The organism is Knoellia subterranea KCTC 19937, from assembly GCF_000768685.1.
In the GTDB taxonomy this organism is placed as follows: domain Bacteria; phylum Actinomycetota; class Actinomycetes; order Actinomycetales; family Dermatophilaceae; genus Knoellia; species Knoellia subterranea.
The window spans coordinates 236,676-252,743 of sequence record NZ_AVPK01000004.1 but is presented as its reverse complement, the minus strand read 5'-3'; the positions used below and the strand labels follow the sequence as shown (position 1 = coordinate 252,743).

Annotated in this window: 16 protein-coding genes; 13 read left to right on the top strand and 3 right to left on the bottom strand. The window is 69.2% G+C overall.

Annotation, left to right across the window (positions count from 1 at the left end; genetic code table 11):
- Positions 1-74: 74 nt before the first annotated feature.
- Positions 75-317, top strand: a complete 243-nt coding sequence (locus tag N803_RS09045) for a hypothetical protein (RefSeq protein WP_052112083.1) — start codon at positions 75-77, stop codon at positions 315-317.
- Between the two features lie 4 nt (positions 318-321).
- On the opposite strand, the gene N803_RS09040 is transcribed toward N803_RS09045, so the two are convergent.
- Positions 322-2,145 (bottom strand): ABC transporter ATP-binding protein, encoded by a 1,824-nt coding sequence (locus N803_RS09040; protein WP_035904310.1) that lies wholly within the window; start codon positions 2,143-2,145, stop codon positions 322-324.
- 249 nt (positions 2,146-2,394) lie between these two features.
- Between N803_RS09040 and N803_RS09035 the strand changes: the two genes are divergently transcribed.
- Together N803_RS09035 and N803_RS09030 are read left to right on the top strand one after the other, a co-directional pair.
- Complete coding sequence (locus N803_RS09035) at positions 2,395-2,835, top strand: MarR family winged helix-turn-helix transcriptional regulator (protein ID WP_035904309.1); 441 nt, start codon at positions 2,395-2,397, stop codon at positions 2,833-2,835.
- Positions 2,822-3,661, top strand: coding sequence for an IclR family transcriptional regulator (locus tag N803_RS09030; protein ID WP_084764314.1), 840 nt, complete (start codon positions 2,822-2,824; stop codon positions 3,659-3,661). The genes N803_RS09035 and N803_RS09030 overlap by 14 nt, the downstream gene beginning before the upstream one ends.
- Before the next feature lie 23 nt (positions 3,662-3,684).
- Here N803_RS09030 and N803_RS09025 read toward each other — a convergent pair whose 3' ends face one another.
- A complete protein-coding gene (locus tag N803_RS09025; protein ID WP_245617132.1) occupies positions 3,685-5,046 on the bottom strand; it encodes an MFS transporter in 1,362 nt (453 codons plus the stop codon).
- 187 nt (positions 5,047-5,233) lie between these two features.
- On the opposite strand from N803_RS09025, the gene N803_RS09020 reads away from it, so the two are divergent.
- Complete coding sequence (locus N803_RS09020) at positions 5,234-6,997, top strand: hypothetical protein (RefSeq protein WP_035904307.1); 1,764 nt, start codon at positions 5,234-5,236, stop codon at positions 6,995-6,997.
- Positions 6,998-7,084: 87 nt separating this feature from the next.
- On the opposite strand, the gene N803_RS09015 is transcribed toward N803_RS09020, so the two are convergent.
- Positions 7,085-8,581, bottom strand: coding sequence for a PhoX family protein (locus N803_RS09015; RefSeq protein WP_035904306.1), 1,497 nt, complete (start codon positions 8,579-8,581; stop codon positions 7,085-7,087).
- Positions 8,582-8,649: 68 nt separating this feature from the next.
- Here N803_RS09015 and mobA point away from each other — a divergent pair, with 68 nt between their 5' ends.
- From mobA to N803_RS08975, 9 genes are all read left to right on the top strand, one after another.
- Entirely contained in the window at positions 8,650-9,240 is a 591-nt protein-coding gene (gene mobA, locus N803_RS09010; protein WP_169743072.1) for a molybdenum cofactor guanylyltransferase, read from the top strand.
- A gap of 32 nt (positions 9,241-9,272) precedes the next feature.
- Positions 9,273-9,524, top strand: coding sequence for a type II toxin-antitoxin system Phd/YefM family antitoxin (locus tag N803_RS09005; RefSeq protein ID WP_035904305.1), 252 nt, complete (start codon positions 9,273-9,275; stop codon positions 9,522-9,524).
- Positions 9,521-9,919 (top strand): type II toxin-antitoxin system VapC family toxin, encoded by a 399-nt coding sequence (locus N803_RS09000; RefSeq protein ID WP_035904304.1) that lies wholly within the window; start codon positions 9,521-9,523, stop codon positions 9,917-9,919. Before N803_RS09005 ends, N803_RS09000 begins: the two co-directional genes overlap by 4 nt.
- 57 nt (positions 9,920-9,976) lie before the next feature.
- Positions 9,977-10,957 (top strand): NAD(P)H-quinone oxidoreductase, encoded by a 981-nt coding sequence (locus N803_RS08995; protein WP_035904302.1) that lies wholly within the window; start codon positions 9,977-9,979, stop codon positions 10,955-10,957.
- A gap of 49 nt (positions 10,958-11,006) precedes the next feature.
- The gene (locus tag N803_RS18725) at positions 11,007-11,255 is read left to right on the top strand and encodes a maltokinase N-terminal cap-like domain-containing protein (protein ID WP_211253493.1); all 249 of its coding nucleotides are present in this window, start codon (positions 11,007-11,009) and stop codon (positions 11,253-11,255) included.
- Positions 11,252-11,491: a hypothetical protein gene (locus N803_RS18720; RefSeq protein WP_052112081.1), complete on the top strand. Its 240-nt coding sequence runs from the start codon at positions 11,252-11,254 to the stop codon at positions 11,489-11,491. The genes N803_RS18725 and N803_RS18720 overlap by 4 nt, the downstream gene beginning before the upstream one ends.
- A gap of 204 nt (positions 11,492-11,695) precedes the next feature.
- Positions 11,696-12,427: a PadR family transcriptional regulator gene (locus tag N803_RS08985; RefSeq protein WP_035904301.1), complete on the top strand. Its 732-nt coding sequence runs from the start codon at positions 11,696-11,698 to the stop codon at positions 12,425-12,427.
- Positions 12,424-13,155, top strand: a complete 732-nt coding sequence (locus N803_RS08980; RefSeq protein ID WP_035904300.1) for an ABC transporter ATP-binding protein — start codon at positions 12,424-12,426, stop codon at positions 13,153-13,155. Before N803_RS08985 ends, N803_RS08980 begins: the two co-directional genes overlap by 4 nt.
- A gap of 80 nt (positions 13,156-13,235) precedes the next feature.
- Positions 13,236-16,058: an ABC transporter permease gene (locus N803_RS08975; protein ID WP_156969716.1), complete on the top strand. Its 2,823-nt coding sequence runs from the start codon at positions 13,236-13,238 to the stop codon at positions 16,056-16,058.
- Positions 16,059-16,068 lie beyond the last annotated feature (10 nt).

The following is a 16,068-nucleotide window of genomic DNA, read 5'->3' as shown; positions in this document are numbered from 1 at the left end:
CAGACTCGAGGTATACCGGTCACTGGACTGACCGGCATACCTCGAGTTTTGTTGTGGCACAGGAGGTTTGGGAGATGGGCCGGTCGATCCTCGCGTGGCGTTCCCACAACTCGGTCCTGTCGATCGGCTCGTCGCACTCGTTCCTGTCCATCGGCAGCGTGGACTCGGCCCTCTCGATCGGGAGCATCGGCTCGGCGATGAGCATGTTCTCGGTGCTGTCGAACCAGTCCCGCGGATCGGCCCTGTCCCACCAGAGCGACCTGTCGGCCCTGTCGTCCCAGTCGCAGCGCGCCGTGCGTAGCCGCCGGCGCTCCTGAAACCTCAGGCGGCGTATGCCGGCCGCTCGCCGGAGAGGTCCGCGTAGCGTCCGCCGAGGGCCAGGAGTTCGTGGTGCGAGCCGCGCTCGATGATGCGGCCGTGGTCGAGGACCGCGATCTCGTCCGCGCCCTCGATGGTCGAGAGCCGGTGGGCGATGGTGATCGTCGTACGGCCCTTCACGAGCTCGTCGAGAGCCTTCTGCACGGCCCGCTCGGTGTCGTTGTCGAGCGCACTCGTCGCCTCGTCGAGGACGAGCACGCGCGGGTTGCGCAGGATGGTGCGGGCGATGGCGATGCGCTGCTGCTCACCACCGGAGAAGCGGTGTCCGCGAGCGCCGACGACGGTGTCCAGACCCTCCGGGAGCGTGGCGACGAGGTCGGCCACCTGGGCCGCGCCGAGCGCCTGCCACAACTCGACCTCGGTCGCGTCGGGCGCCGCCAGCAGCAGGTTCTCGCGGATGGACGCGTGCACGAGGTAGGTCTCCTGCGACACGACACCGACGATGCGGGCGAGCACCTCGGGGTCGAGGTCGCGCAGGTCGACACCATCGATCGTCACGCGTCCAGAGCTCGGGTCGTGCAGCCGGGCCACGAGTGAGGCGAGCGTCGACTTGCCCGAGCCGGTGTGACCGACGAGCGCGAGCGATCCACCCGCCGGGACCACAGCGGAAATCGAGTCGAGAGCGAGAGGGGCGTCACCGGCATACCGGAAGGAGACGTCCTCGAAGCGCACCTCGCCGCGGACCCACTCGGGGTCGAGATCGACGGGCGCGGTCGGGGCGGCGACGTCGGGGATGAGGTCGAGGTACTCGAAGACACGCGAGAAGAGCGCCATCGACGAGACCCACTGCGCGCCGACGTTGAGCAGGCCCATGAGCGGTCGGAAGATGCCGGCCTGGAGCCCGGTGAAGGCGATGAGCGTTCCGATCGTCATGCCGCCGGAGGTCGCCGGCAGCCCGGCGATGAGATAGATCATCGCGGGGATCGCCGAGAAGATGATCTGCATCGTCGCCATACGCCAGCGACCGGCGAGCTGGGAGCGGAGCTCGAGGTCGACGAGTTCCTCGGACGTCGTGGCGAAGCGCTCGGCGTGACGGCGGCCGGCGCCGAGGGTCTTGGAGAGGCGTACGCCGGAGACCGACAGGCCCTCCTCGATCTGGACGTTGAGGTCGGCGCGGCGCGACTGCTGGCGGGCGGTGACCTCGCGGCGGATGAGCGCGACGCGACGGGTCATCCACACGGCCGGCGGGATGACGAGGAGCGAGAGGAGGCTGAGCCGCCAGGAGAGCGCGACCATCGCGACCGACGTGGCGACGGCGGTCGTGAGGTTGCTCGCGATGCTTGTGGCCGTGGTGGTCACGACGCCCTGCATGCCGTTGATGTCGTTGGTGAGTCGAGACTGGACCTCACCAGCGCGGGTGCGGGTGAAGAAGCCGAGCGACTGCTGTTGCAGGTGCGCGAAGAGGTCGGTGCGCAGGCGGTGCATGACACGCTGGCCGACGCGGGTGGAGAGCCAGGTCTGCACCACGCCGAGGAGCTGGGTCGTCGCGGCGACGGCGACCATCGCGGCGACGGTGAGGAGGAGCAGGCGCACGTCCTGCTGCGGGATGGCCGTGTCGACGATCTCGCGGACGAGGAACGGCTGGGCCATCGAGATCACCGAGGTCGCCACGATGATCGCGGTGACGATGGTGATGGGGCGGCCGAAGCCGCGGAAGAGCGCGGTGACGCGCTTCAGGGGAACCGGGGCGAGCTCGAGCTGGGCGCGGTCCTTGGGGTCGATCTTCATCGGCCCTCCCCCGCCGCCGCGTCCGCCGCCGACGCCCATGCCTCGACCGCCGGGGAGGCGGGAGGAGTGATCCTTGGGAGCTTCATGTGCCGTGGCAGTCATGGGCTCTCCCTTCTGTTGGTGCTGAAGTCTGTGGTGAGCGCCTTTAGTGAGGCTAACTCACAATGAGTCAAACAGGGCATCCGTCGCTACTATTCCCGTATGCCGTCCGCCCACCTCCCAGCCCGCCCTCACCGTGCGACTGCTTGCCCTCTTGGGACACGACGCGCCGACGGAGGAGGCTGAGTCGTGTCCCAAGAGGGCAAGAAGTCGGGGGTTGAGCCGGGGCTCGGGGAGCTCGTCATGGAGGTGGCGCGTGGCCTGCGGCGCAACCACGCCGCGAGCCTCGAGCCGTGGGGCATCACGCCGCACGAGTCACGGGCACTCCGGGTCATCGGCCAGCACGAGCCGACCCGCCTGGGAGTGGTCGCCCAGCACCTGCGCATCGCACCCCGCTCGGTGACCGACGTCGTCGACTCCCTCGAGCGGCGCGAATTCGTCGTGCGCGAACCCGACCCCACCGACCGGCGCGCCACCCAGGTCCGGCTCACTCCGGCGGGGCGCACGACCCTCACCGACCTCAACGATGCCCGCAAGGCCGATCACGAGGCCTACTTCGCCGACCTGTCGGCGCGTGACCGCGACGCGCTCACGCGCATCCTCACCCAGTTGCTCGATGACCGCATCTGACGAGCCGGCGGATAGCGGGCGGACGCGACCCGGCCGCGGCACCGCGCCGAGCAATGCCCGGGCCGCCGCGCACGCACTCGACGTCCTCGAACTGCTGGCGGGCCGCGGAGAACCCCTGCCCGCCGCCGCGGTCGCGCGCGAACTGGGGATTCCCCGCTCGAGCACGTACCACCTGCTCAGCCTCCTCAGGGAACGCGGCTACGTCTCCCACCTCGATGGGGAGCGGCGGTTCGGACTCGGCGTCGCGGCATACGAACTGGGTTCGGCCTATCAGCGACAGGCGCCGCTGCAACGGATCGCGCGAAGCACCCTCGACCGGCTCGTCGACTCCACCGGACACAACGCCCACCTCGCCGTGTTGCACGGACGCGACGTCCTCTATGTCATCGAGCAGCGCGCACCGCGGGGGCCCGTGCTCGTCTCCGACGTTGGCGTCCGCCTGCCGGCCACACTCACGGCCACCGGGCTGGCCCTCCTCGCGGCGCTGCCCCAGCCCCAGGTGCGAGCGCTCTTCCCCCATGCCGACGCCCTCGTCCAGCGCGACGGTCACGGGCCCACGACGACGACCGAGCTGCGTTCGCTGCTCCAGGCCGTGCGACAACGCGGGTATGCCGTGGAGGACGGTCACATCACGAGTGGACTCAAGTCCGTGGCCGTCGCGGTGCTCGACCACAGCGAGCACCCCGTGGCGTCGGTCGCGGTCACCTTCCGATCCGACCTGGTCGATGACGCGACCTTCGGCCGGATCGTGTCAGCCGTGGGTCGCTCCGCCGACGACCTGTCTGCACGGCTGCATCGGCAACCGCGCTCGCCGTCGGGGACCTGACCCGTCCGACGCGACCTTCGCGCTCAGACGGCCGGGGCAATCACATCCGGCTCGTCGTCGCGCAGCGGGTGGGCGATCTCGTCGGCGGGAAGTCGCGCCCAGAGGATCGCGATGATCGCGATGACCCCCGGCACCACCCCCGCTATGAGGAACGTCGGCCGGATGCCAATGACGTCGGACACCGGACCGGCCATCGCCATCGACACCGGCATGAGCGAGATCGAGACGAAGAAGTCGAGGCTCGCGACTCGTCCGACCAATGCGGGCGGAACGCGGCGCTGCAAGAGGGTGCCCCAGATGACCATCGGTGCCGAGAAGGTCGTGCCCAGCACGAAGGCGGCGGCGATCACGATCCAGATGTGACCGGCATACCCGATCACGGCGAGCGGAAGCGAGCCCACACCCCACAACAGGTTCATCCAGGTGAGGTAGCGGCGCGGCATCGGCAGCGAGGCCATGATCAGCGAGCCGACGGCACCGCCGATCCCGAAGGCGGCCAGCACCCAGGCGTGATCGCGCGGGCCACCGCCGAGGCGATCCTTGATGAGGAACGGGACGAGCACCTCGAACGGGCCCATCATCACGAGGATCATCAGGCTCGCGAAGATCAACGTCGCGAGCAGCCACGGGGTCCGCACCATGTAGGTGAAGCCCTCGCGCACGTCGATCGCCGCGGCCTTGATCGGATGCACCGAGTGGGTTTCGTCGAGTTGGCGTCGGAGTGGCGTCTCGGGCACGGCCATGAGCGCAAGCAACCCGAGGAGCACGGACGTGGCGGCGATGACGATGGCCGTGCCCGGGTTGGCAGCGGCGATCGCGGCACCGGCGACCGCGGGGCCGATCGCCTGCCCGATCGTCGGACGCACCATGCCCTCGAAGCCATTGACCGCCATGAGGTCGCGCTCCTCGACGAGCGCCGGCAGCCACGCGGTGTAGGCCGGGTAGTAGAACGCCAGCGCCATCCCGTTGACGAAGGCGACAGTGGCGAGCATCCACAGCTGGGTGATGTCGAGCAGGGACAGGGTCGCGACCAGCGACATCGTGAGGAGCTCGAGTCCGGCGACGACCAGGAGGATGCGCTTCTGCGGGATCCGGTCGGCGACCACCCCACCGAGGAGCGCGGGGATGATGACGCCGAGGGCCGAGGCCGTGGCGACGACGCTGAACTGGGACGCGTCGCCACCCATGCGGATGACCTCCCACACGAGGGCGATGCCCCACACACCCGTCGCGAACGTCGAGAACACCAGCGCGATGGCAAGCCGCCGATAGGCCGAGCCGCGGAATGGCGTCAGCGCGCGCGGCAACTTCCGCTGGCCGTCGGCGTGATCCGTCGCGACGGTGCGGTCCTCGTCCGGCATCTGGGTGTCGGTCTCGGCGTCCATGGTGGGTTCCAGCCTCCACCCGGCCACTGACAGCGCGCCAGCGGATTTCCCCGAATCGCCCGGGTGCGGGAACCCGCCACTCCAGCGTGGGCCGCTTCCGACTCTGCCGCGAGGTCGCTAGCATCCTCGCGGTGGCCGCGGAGGGAGCGGTCAGACAGACACGAGTCACGAACACCCGGGGGTTTCGATGAAACACATCGGCACAGCACTGCGGGTCGGGGTCGTCACGGCCCTGACCGGACTGACGATCGGCACGGCAGCGCCGGCCGTCGTCGCTGGTCCGAGCGACCGGTGCGCCATCACCACGCCGACCGCCAACAGCACGCTCAGCTACACCCGCCCGGTGCAGTCCACCGAGTTCTGGGGTGGGACGCAGGGCAGCGAGTTCTATCTCGACGGGAACCGCATTGGCTACTCCGAGACGGGCGTCGACTGGCAGCGGCACTTCGTCGCGCCCGGTGAGAAGACCGGCGGACTCTCGACCTCGGGGTACGCCAACGGCGCACACACGCTCACCTGTCGCGACTTCGGCACGTGGGGCCGAGGCGCCCTGTCGACATCGGTGCCGGTGACCTTCAACAACTCGGTCCGCATCCTCATCACGAGTCCGACGGCGAACCGCCGCGTCGACGCCACGACGGGCGCACCCCTCGTCACCCTCAAGGCCACTGTCTCCGCCACAGGAACGACGCTGCCGACGAGCGCGACGTTCAAGGTCGACGGCGTTCCGGTCGCAACCGCCCCCTGCTCGGCAGGCGTGTGCACCGCCACCTGGAACCCGATCAACCACGCCTCACCGTGGTTGGACAGCAACGCCAAGGCCGGCCTGCGCATCATCACCGCGACCGCCAAGGGCGGCAACGGCGTCTGGGCCAAGAGCAAGCCGGTCCTCGTGCACCTCAACAAGTCCGACGCTGCATCGTCGCCGCTCCTCTCGACGTTCGAGACCGAGGGCCGCGGTCGAGTGGCGCGCGACGGAGGGTGGAGCGTTCGCATCCCCGGCACCAGCCGCGCTCTGTTCGCCTTCGGCGACGGGGAGTACGTCTGGACCACCGGCCCCAAGCAGGGCACGTCCCAGTGGGTTCCTCACAGCACGTTCGCGAGCGCACCGATCGCCCCCGGCGTGCCGGCGCCGCTCACCGAGTCGCCCAACGCGTCAAACCATCTCGCGCCCGAGCCGGTCATGAGCAAGATCCAGCAACAGGTCGGCCTCACCGACCCGCAGGGCGGGAAGTGCGACTACTTCCTCACCTGGCCGACGGGCATGGTCAAGAACCCGGCCAACAACAACCTGCTCGTCACCTTCATGTCCATGTGCACCGAGAAGCCGACGGGCACCACGGCCGACTACTCGCGCCATCAGGTCGAGGGCATCGCCGACGTCAACCCGACGACGGGCGCCGCGACCCTGCGCAACATCTTCGTCGCGCAGAGCAAGGGCCAGCTGCACCCGCGCCAGCGCCTCGTGAGCCCGGTCTCGGACGGCACCTACCTCTACTTCTATTCGGCGGACAGCACGGGCACCTACGCCGTGCGCGTTCCGGCCGCGCAGTGGGCCACCCCGTCGGCCTACCGCTGGAAGACGGCATCTGGCTTCACCGGCACGACCCCGGCCAGCGCCACGAGCATCGGTGCCGGCAGCTTCGACGGCGGCGGCGCAGCTATCGCCCGCTACCCGTCGATGACCGGTTCGCCGTACCTCAAGGTGACCCAGCCGTCCTGGCAGACCATCACGGTCCAGAAGAGCTCGACTCCGTACGGCCCGTGGACGTCGACCAAGGTGACGAACCTCGGCGTCTGCAAGGAGTGCCGCGACGCCAACAACGGTGTCGGGGGCTGGATCTACAGCGCCTACGGCCACCCGGACTTCAGCAACTCGACCCAGATGATGCTGACGTTCACCGACCACGCGCAGTATCGCGTGATGGCCAAAATGCTCACCGTCCTCTGACGGACGGGACGACAGACAAAGGCGGCGTATGCCGGGTGCTCGCCACCCGGCATACGCCGCCTTTGTCGTGGGACAGGGCCGAACGGCTCAGACGCCGATGCGCTCCCACGGACCCCAGATGGCGAACGTCATGCCGGCGCTCGCCTGGATGTTGACGAAGAGCGTCTTCCCGTCGGGGCTGAACGTCGAACCGGCGAACTCGTCGTCGTAGCGCGGCAGTCCGGTGCGGGCGGACTCGGCGCGGTTGAGGGCGATGTCCCAGAGCTGGCCGCCGCGGTTGAGGCCGCGGAGGTAGTTGTCCTGGTTGCTGTCCTCGCAGACGACGAGTGTCCCGGTGTCGCTCACGGTGATGTTGTCGGGGAAGTCGAACGTCTGCTTCCCCGGCGACTGGTAGACGAGGCGGAGTTTCTCGGAGCGGGCGTCGTAGGCCCACACCTGCCCAAAACCGTTGCCATAACCGTTGATGAGCTCGTCGCCGGTCTCCGGGTCACCACCGCCCTGGGTCGAGGTGAAGTAGACGACGCCGTTGTCGTAGATCTGCCCCTCGAGCCGGGAGAAGCCCGCGGCACCAAGTGCACGCCCTTGCCCACCTACGTGCTGGAGCGCCTCGTCGTTGGTCGTCGGAGCCGTCTCACCGGGCGCGTAGGGGAAGGTCGGGTCCGGGTCGGCGATGTCGACCCACTCGACGTCGTAGACGACACCCTTCTTCTGGTGGCCCTCGAGGTGCGCGTTGGGCCGCCCTTTGATGGCGAGCATCTGGAGGGTTCCGTCGTTGTCGAGGTGGCCGCTCTCCATCGGGTTCGTCGCCGGCGTGTAGCGATAGAAGCCGGAGGGGAACGCGAAGTTGTCCTCGGTGAGGTAGAGCCGCCCCTCGCGCGGATCGAACGACACTGCCTCGTGCGGGAAGCGGCCGGCCTTCGTGATCGGGGTCGCCGTAGCCGTGCCGTCGGTGGGCACCTCGAAGACGAAGCCGTGCGGCTTTGTCAGCGCGAGGTTGGGGGCGCCGGTGAAGTCGGGGCCGACGTCGGGTCCGTTGACCGTCTCCTCACACGTCACCCAGGCACCCCACGGCATCTGGCCGCCGGAGCAGTTCATCATCGTGCCGCTGATCGCGGTCCACGCCGCCTGGACGTTGCCCTCGCCGTCGACGTCGATGTGGGTGCATCCACCGCGTGCCATGGGGTCATAGGTGGGCGATCCCGCCGGCCCGAACGCCGGTCCGGGGTTGTTGACCTCGTGGTTGCGGATGAGGGTGATCGCGCCGTCGGGGCCCTCGAAGGCGCCCATGCCGTCGTGGCGGCCGGGCAGGTTCGTGCCGTCATCGAGCGTGACGGGCGTCTCGGTGTCGTGGAACGAGCGGTACGAGAAGCCCTCGGGCAGGTGCAGGCGGACCTTGCCGTCGCGCAGGTCGGGCGTCGGGCGCAGTCCGCGGAATGCTGGGCCGCCCAGTGCGCCGACGGGGGCGGCTCCGGCCGGTCCCGCCACGAGCCCTTGGAATGGTCCGGCCAGCGCGGTGGCGCCGGCCGCGACCGCCGCGCCCTTGAGCACGGTGCGTCGTTCGATCGAGAGATCGTCAACAGCCATGTCGACTCCTTTGTCGTCAGGGGATCGAATCAACGTAGGCCCAGCCGTGGGCCGCGACAATGGCAGACATGACCGAATCCGTGAGCGTCATCGTGCTGGCTGGTGGCGCGTCCCGCCGGTTCGGTTCGGACAAGCTCGCAGCATTGCTGCCCGATGGTGTGTCCGTTTTGGATCACTGCCTTTTGGGTATGCCGGCCGGCTGGGGTGTGGTGGTCGTCGGACCTTCGCGGGTGGTCCCGTCGGAGGTGTCGGCCCGGGTGCGGTTCACCCGGGAGTCGCCGGCGGGCGGCGGGCCACTGGCGGGGATCGCCGCCGGGCTGGACTTGGTCACGTCGGAGGTGGTGTGCGTCGTCGCCGGTGACACACCCCGCGCCGGTGAGGTCCTTCCCGGTCTCGTCTCGGCTCTCACCGCGTCCCCAGAGGCCGACGCAGCTGTCGCGAGCGACGGTGAGGGACAACCGAATCCGGTGCTCGCGGCATACAGCGTGGATGCCCTGAGGGGCACTCTGCCGAGCGAACCCGCAGACCGGCCCGCCCGAGTCCTCCTCGAGATGGCGCACGTCCTCGTGCCCGCCGACGTCCTCGATGTCGACACGCGGGATGACCTCGAGAACGTTGAACGGCAGGACCCGAACGCCATCGGCACGACGCAGAGGTAGCACTTGTGCAACATCGCGCCTACGCTGGTGCCATGGCCGAATCCGTGGGACTGCGAGAGCTGAGGCACGACGCCTCCAACCTGGTCAGGCGCGTGGAGCAGGGTGAAGAGATCGTCATCACCGTCGCCGGCCGCCCCAGCGCGCGACTGGTGGCCGCCAAGCCTGCGCAGTGGCGACCGTGGACGGACCTCGCCGACCTCTTCAACGGACCTGCAGATACCGAGTGGGCGCAGGACCGCGAACTCATCGACGACGAACTGCGCGACCGCTGGGTGGAGCAGTGACCTCGCCGGCTGCCGAACGAACCATCCTTGACACCAGCGTGGTCATCGGCCCGGACGCGGCCCCGATCCCCGGCATCGTGGCGATCAGTGCGGCAACTCTGGCCGAGTTGCATTTCGGTGTCCTGGTCGCGAAGACCGCCGCGGTGCGAGCGGAGCGGTTGCGTCGGCTCAGCATCATCCAGCGACACTTCGACGCTCTGCCCATCGATGACGCGGTTGCCGCAAGTTACGGCCACCTCGCAGCTGCCGTCGTCGAGCTCGGCAGACAGCCTCGGCGACGCACGATGGACCTGCTCATCGCCGCCACCGCTCACGCGCATGACGCCTCCCTCCTCACACGGAACCCCGACGACTTCGCGGGCCTGGACGCGCTCGTCAACGTCATTGCGGTCTGACCCACAAGGACACAACCCAGCAGTGAGGGCCGCCGGTCGGAGTCGTACGTTGGGCACATGAAGGCGATCACCATCCCCGTACCCGGCGACCCCGAGGCCCTCGTCCTGTCCGACATCGACGCGCCCGAGCCGGCTCCCGGCGAAGTGCGGATCTCGGTGGCCGCGGCGGGCGTCAACCGCGCGGATGTCCTGCAGCGACAGGGCTTTTACAACCCCCCGCCCGGTGAGACCGAGATCCCCGGGCTCGAGGTGTCCGGTGTCATCGACGGCGTCGGCGACGGTGTCACCGAGTGGGTCGTCGGCGACGAGGTGTGCGCGCTGCTCGTCGGTGGCGGCTACGCCGAGCAGGTCACGGTGCCGGTCGGGCAAGTGCTGCCCGTGCCTGCTGGCGTGGACCTCATCGAGGCGGCTGCGTTGCCCGAGGTCGTGTCGACGGTGTGGTCCAACGTCTTCCTCACCGCGAACCTCCAGCCCGGCGAGACCTTCCTCGTCCACGGCGGTTCATCCGGCATCGGGACCATGGCAATCCAGCTGGCGCGCGAGGTCGGCGCCCGCGTCGCGGTGACGGCCGGTTCGCAGGAGAAGCTCGACTTCTGCCGCGAGCTCGGCGCCGAGATCCTCGTCAACTACCGCGAGCAGGACTTCGTCGAGGTGCTCAAGGAGGCGACGGATGGGCATGGAGCCGACGTCATCCTCGACAACATGGGCGCGAAGTACCTCCCCCGCAACGTCCAGGCCCTCGCCACTGCAGGGCGGCTCGTCGTCATCGGCATGCAGGGCGGCGTCAAGGGAGAGCTCGACCTCGGCATGCTCCTGCGCAAACGCGCCGCCGTCATCGCGACGTCGCTGCGGGCCCGTCCCAAGGCCGAAAAGGCGACGATCGTCGCAGCCGTTCGCGAGCACGTGTGGCCGATGATCGCCGAGGGTCGCGTGAAGCCGATCGTGCACTCGCGACACCCGCTCGCCGACGCCGCCGCGGCGCACGCCGAGATGGAGGCCAGCGGCCACATCGGCAAAATCCTCCTCGTCACGCGCTGACGGGACAGGGTCGCGCGGCTCGACCGACCGGCATACTCGCAGCACGGCGATCCTTCACCGGGCGACGATCACTCCGACGAAGGGCGAGCTCGTCGAGCCCTGGCTCCCGACCCGAGCGTGGTGGGACGGCATCGCCGAGCGCGGGCCCGTCGGAACGTTCCGCCTCGACGACCCAGCCGGTGAGGTCGGTATGGAGTGCTTCCTTTTCGGCTCGGCCGGTGGGTCGACGCTCTTCGTTCCCCTGACCTATCGCGGTGCGCCACTCGCTGGGGCCGAGCAGCACCTCCTCGGCACGTGACCCACTCGGCGCTTGGTGAGCGGTGGGTCTACGACGGCTGCGGTGACCCCGTCTTCGTCGCCACCCTCGTCGACGCGATCCGCAACGGCACGGGCGAGGCCGAGCTCGAGGTCCACTGGGCCGACGGGTCCGTCGTGACCCGCGAACGCAACGCCCGCGCCCACGGCACCGGTGTCCGCCTGACCGAGGGGCAACAACCTCTCACTTCGCTTGATCGCCGCGATCAGGCGACGTGAGAGGAACCCACTTCGGGCTGGGAAGTTGGGGCTTGCGAACTGCCTGAATACTCGGTATACATGCCTTGCCCGAGCGCGGCATACCGAGTATTCAGTCGGATCAGGGGCCAACTGAACCGCTCGGTATGCCGGCTCGGCACGGTCCGCGGGAGCGCAGGGGTTCTCGCGGCCAGACGTTCCGGAAGATCGAAAGGGGATCGCAGGATGTCGGTCAAGCAGGGACTCATGGCCCTCCTCGCGCAGGCACCGATGTACGGCGCGCAACTGCGTTCGGAGTTCGAGGAGCGCACGGGCGGCACGTGGCCGCTCAACGTCGGGCAGGTCTACACGACCCTCGCCCGCCTCGAGCGCGACGGGCTGGTCGAGCCTGTCGGCGAGCCCGATGCCGAGGGCCGGATCTCCTATCGACTGACGGACGCCGGCAAGGCCGAGGTGGGCACCTGGTGGTCGACGCCGGTCGACCGCGACAACACCCCTCGCGACGAGCTGACGATCAAGCTTGCCCTCGCCGTGACGGTGCCCGGCGTCGACGTGCAGGCCGTGGCACAGACCCAGCGCACCGCGACGTTGCGCCAACTCCACGACCTCACCCGACTCAAGCAGGACGTGCTGCGCAAGCAGCGTGCGGCAGAGTCCGGCGCCGCCCCTTCGGAGGCCCCGGCCGCCAACGAAGGGGATGAGGCAGGACGGGATGGCAATCACGACCTCGCGTGGCTGCTCGTCCTCGAGAACCTCATCTTCACCGCCGAGGCCGAGGTCCGATGGCTCGACCACGTCGAGACCCGCCTGCACCGGGAGTCGCTGCGACCTTTTCGCCGTTCCTCCGCCGGAGAGACAGCGGCGGAGGCGACGGCACGCGTGGAAGCCGAGGAGACGGCATACCGGCTTGAGGACGAGGGCCAGCCGCAGACCGGCCGGGCGGGGGCACGACGATGAGCACCCCCAGCCTGTTGCTCGACAACGTCACGCGAGTGCACGGATCGGGTGAGACAGCCGTCCGCGCGCTTGACGGCGTCAGCCTCGAGGTCATGCCCGGCGAGCTCGTCGCCGTCATGGGACCGAGCGGGTCCGGCAAGTCGACGCTCCTCAATCTCGCCGGCGGACTCGACCTCGCCACCAGTGGTCGAGTCGTCATCGAGGGCGAGGACCTCTCAACGCTCGGCGCCAAGGGCGTCGCCCAATTGCGGCGCAGGAGAGTGGGATTCGTCTTCCAGGACTACAACCTCATCCCCAGCCTGACGGCCGCGGAGAACGTGTCCCTCCCCCTCGAACTCGATGGCGAGCGCCCGGGCAAGGCACGCCGCCACGCCCGCCAGACCCTCGACCTCATGGGACTGCGGGAGCTGAGTGACCGCTTCCCCGACCAGATGTCGGGCGGCCAGCAGCAGCGTGTCGCCATCGCTCGCGCGCTCATTGGTTCGCGCCGTCTCGTCCTCGCCGACGAGCCGACCGGTGCCCTCGACAGCCACACCGGTGAGGACGTGCTGAGAGTCCTGCGCGAGCGCTGCGACGAAGGCGTGGCCGGGCTCCTCGTCACGCACGAGGCGCGGCACGCGGCATGGGCCGACCGGGTCGTTTTCCTCCGTGACGGCGTGGTGGTCGACTCGACCGGGCACGCGTCACGGGCAGAGGACCTGCTCGACACGGCTGGCGCGCGGCGGTGACCTCAGTGCTCGAGCGGGCGGCCGACGCGGCCCCCGCCAACCTGTCTGCGCCCGAAAACCGTTCTGCCTGGGGACGATTCGTGGGCAGCTGGAGCATCGCCCTGCGAATGGCCAAGCGCGACGTGCGTCGACACAAGGGACGCAGCGCGCTGATCGTCATCATGGTCGCCCTGCCCACCATGCTGCTGACGTTCGCACTCGTCGCCGCGATGACAAGTCAGGTCACGAGCGTCGAAGCGATCCCGGGACGGATGGGCAATGGCGTCGCCATGCTCGAGTACCCGCAGCCGAATGCGCTCGAGCAGACCCCTAATCCGGGCATCGGCACCATGGGCGGTGAGACCGCGGCGCCGATCCCGGGGTGGGTCGAGGGCGGTTCGTCGTTCGAGAACGCCGGCGCCGTCAGCCGGCTCACCGGTCGGACAGCAGTGCCACTGCTCGAGGAGTCGGCCAGCACCCGATTGGACGGTCGTCGGCTCTCCGTCCAGTCACTCGCTTTCGACCCACAGCCTGGTGTGGTCGACAAATTGACCCTCACTGCCGGACGCCTCCCCGAGCGCGCAGGCGAGATCCTCGTGGCGACTGCCGGCGTCAGGGCGGGACTGCCCACCAGCGGGACTCTCCGGCTCCGAGTCCACGACAAGGACGTCGACGTCACCGTTGTCGGAACTGCGAAGGTGCTCTCCGAGTACGGTGGCCCGTCCTGGAACCACATCGTCACCCCTGTCCCCTTCGAGCCAGCAACGACCGGAGGTGGCTGGATCCTCCTGGGTGGCGACCCCGTCGGGTGGGACGAGGTGAAAGGGCTCAACCGCCAGGGCTTCACCGTCTGGTCCGCCGACGTGCTGCGTAACCCCCCGCCGGCCAGCGCCCTCTCCCCCGAGGTCGCGTCGATGGAGAACTTCAACGAGAACCGCATGGGCTCGTTCCTGGCGATCGGTGGGGCGCTCCTCCTCGTCATCACGACCCTCCTCGTCGGCCCGGCGTTCGCTGTGAGCGCGGCCCGCCAACGCCGAGCCCTGGCCCTCGCCGCGAGCAACGGCGCGACCACCGCCCAACTGCGCCACACGGTCCTGGCGCAAGCAATCGTCCTGGGCGTGGTCGCAGCTGGTGCCGGTGCCGTTCTCGGCGTCGCTGCGGGCTGGCTCGTCGCTCGCTCCGAGTGGCTCGCCAGCACCCTCGGCATGACGGGACCGCTCGACGTTCCCGTCGTGGCCGTCCTCGCCACGACCGTCATCGCCATGGCCAGTGCCGTCATCGCCGCACTCCTCCCGGCGCGTCGGCTGGGCCGCCTCGACATCATCGGCGTGATGAAGGGGCAGAGCGTCTCGCCGCGCCCCAGCGTGGTCGTCTTCGCCATCGGCGCGATCGCAGCGGCTCTCGGTGGGGTCGCCCTCATCGCCCTGGCCAGCCAGCAGTCGCAGACGGGCACGGATGGCGGAGAGATCCGCACGGTGGTTACGGCCATTGCCCTCGTGGTCGGGGCGGTCATGCTGTCGCCGATGCTCCTCGTCGCCATCGCCCGAGGGAGTTCACGCCTTCCCGTCGCCCTGCGGATGGCCACGCGCGATGCGGGCCGACAGCGGTCACGCAGCGTGCCGGCCGTCGCCGCCATCCTCGCCGGCGTCGCAGTTCTGACCATGACGCTCATTGCGAGCGGCAGCGACGAAGAACAGCGACGGCGTGAGTACGCCGCCCAGAATCTCTTCGGAGACACGATCGTCTACGGCGGGAGTGGGCTGCTGGACGCCGAGGCTCAGACCAGGGTCGCCGACCAGTTCAGGGCCATTCGTCCCGGGTTGGACATCTCGCCGGTGTCCGACATCGACAACGGGGACCCTCTCAGATACTCGACCGACGGCTCGATGCCCACGGAGCCCTACGAACTGCACTCCGTCAACGTCGTCCCGCGCGGCTGCTCTCCCGCCGACACGGTCTGGGACGCGGATTTCGCACCCACGAGTAACGCGGAGGTGCCTCCGTGCCAGGTCCTCGGGACCAACGGCATGGGCAACGGCGGACAGATCGTCGTCCTGACCCCAGCCGAACTCGAACGACGGCTGGTGGCCCTCGACCGCGAGGGCGATGTGGCGGCCGTCCGGGCCGGGGCTGTCGTCGTTGGCCTCCCGGAAGGGCAGTCGTCCCTGCTCGAGAACGGGCACGTCACCGTCATGACCGGAACGACGCCTGTCGATCCCCGTGCCACCACCGAGAACGTCGATCCGGCGGCCAACCTGCGTGACGTCCGCACGACAGCCGTCCCAGCAGTCGAAGTACCCCTCGATCGGAAATCCTCGGCCGCGTTCTTCGGTGGGCGCATGCTCGTGTCCACCGACACCGCCACCAAGCAGGGCTGGCCCACGTTGACGACGCGCCTCACGGTGCACGACCCGGCCGGCCCGATCTCGCAGGACCTGTCGGATCGCCTGGGGTTCGGCGTGGACGACAACGTCCACCTCACCACGGAACGCGGCTACGTCTCCGAGTACGGCACGATCATCGCCGTCCTCCTCGGGATCTTCACGTTGCTCCTGCTCGTCATCACGCTCACCTCAACGGCGCTTTCGCTCGCCGAGCAGGAGAACGACCAGGCCACCCTGGCCGCGCTCGGCTCCGGACGCGGGACACGACGGGTTATGGCGGCAGCGCAGGCGTTCGTCCTCGGCGTCATCGGAGCGGTGCTCGGCGTGGCCGTCGGCATCGTGCCCGGCATCGCCCTCGCCCACCCGTTGACGGCCCAGTCGTACAACCCGATCACGGGGAACCCGATGATGGGCGATCCCATCCTCGTGTTCCCGTGGCTCATCCTGCTCGGGTTCGCCATGGCCGTCCCGGCGGTCGCAGCGGGACTTGCTGCGGCCGGCATACGCAAGGCTCCGAACGCCACCCACCGCGCTTCCTGACCGGATTCGC

Bases quoted from the DNA above. Each gene is read 5' to 3' on its own strand.
- N803_RS09025 (WP_245617132.1), bottom strand. From the start codon at position 5,046: ATGGACGCCGAGACCGACACCCAGATGCCGGACGAGGACCGCACCGTC.
- N803_RS08980 (WP_035904300.1), top strand. From the start codon at position 12,424: ATGAGCACCCCCAGCCTGTTGCTCGACAACGTCACGCGAGTGCACGGA.
- N803_RS09045 (WP_052112083.1), top strand. From the start codon at position 75: ATGGGCCGGTCGATCCTCGCGTGGCGTTCCCACAACTCGGTCCTGTCG.
- mobA (WP_169743072.1), top strand. From the start codon at position 8,650: ATGACCGAATCCGTGAGCGTCATCGTGCTGGCTGGTGGCGCGTCCCGC.
- N803_RS09020 (WP_035904307.1), top strand. From the start codon at position 5,234: ATGAAACACATCGGCACAGCACTGCGGGTCGGGGTCGTCACGGCCCTG.
- N803_RS09040 (WP_035904310.1), bottom strand. From the start codon at position 2,145: ATGGGCGTCGGCGGCGGACGCGGCGGCGGGGGAGGGCCGATGAAGATC.
- N803_RS09030 (WP_084764314.1), top strand. From the start codon at position 2,822: ATGACCGCATCTGACGAGCCGGCGGATAGCGGGCGGACGCGACCCGGC.
- N803_RS08985 (WP_035904301.1), top strand. From the start codon at position 11,696: ATGTCGGTCAAGCAGGGACTCATGGCCCTCCTCGCGCAGGCACCGATG.
- N803_RS08995 (WP_035904302.1), top strand. From the start codon at position 9,977: ATGAAGGCGATCACCATCCCCGTACCCGGCGACCCCGAGGCCCTCGTC.
- N803_RS09005 (WP_035904305.1), top strand. From the start codon at position 9,273: ATGGCCGAATCCGTGGGACTGCGAGAGCTGAGGCACGACGCCTCCAAC.
- N803_RS09015 (WP_035904306.1), bottom strand. From the start codon at position 8,581: ATGGCTGTTGACGATCTCTCGATCGAACGACGCACCGTGCTCAAGGGC.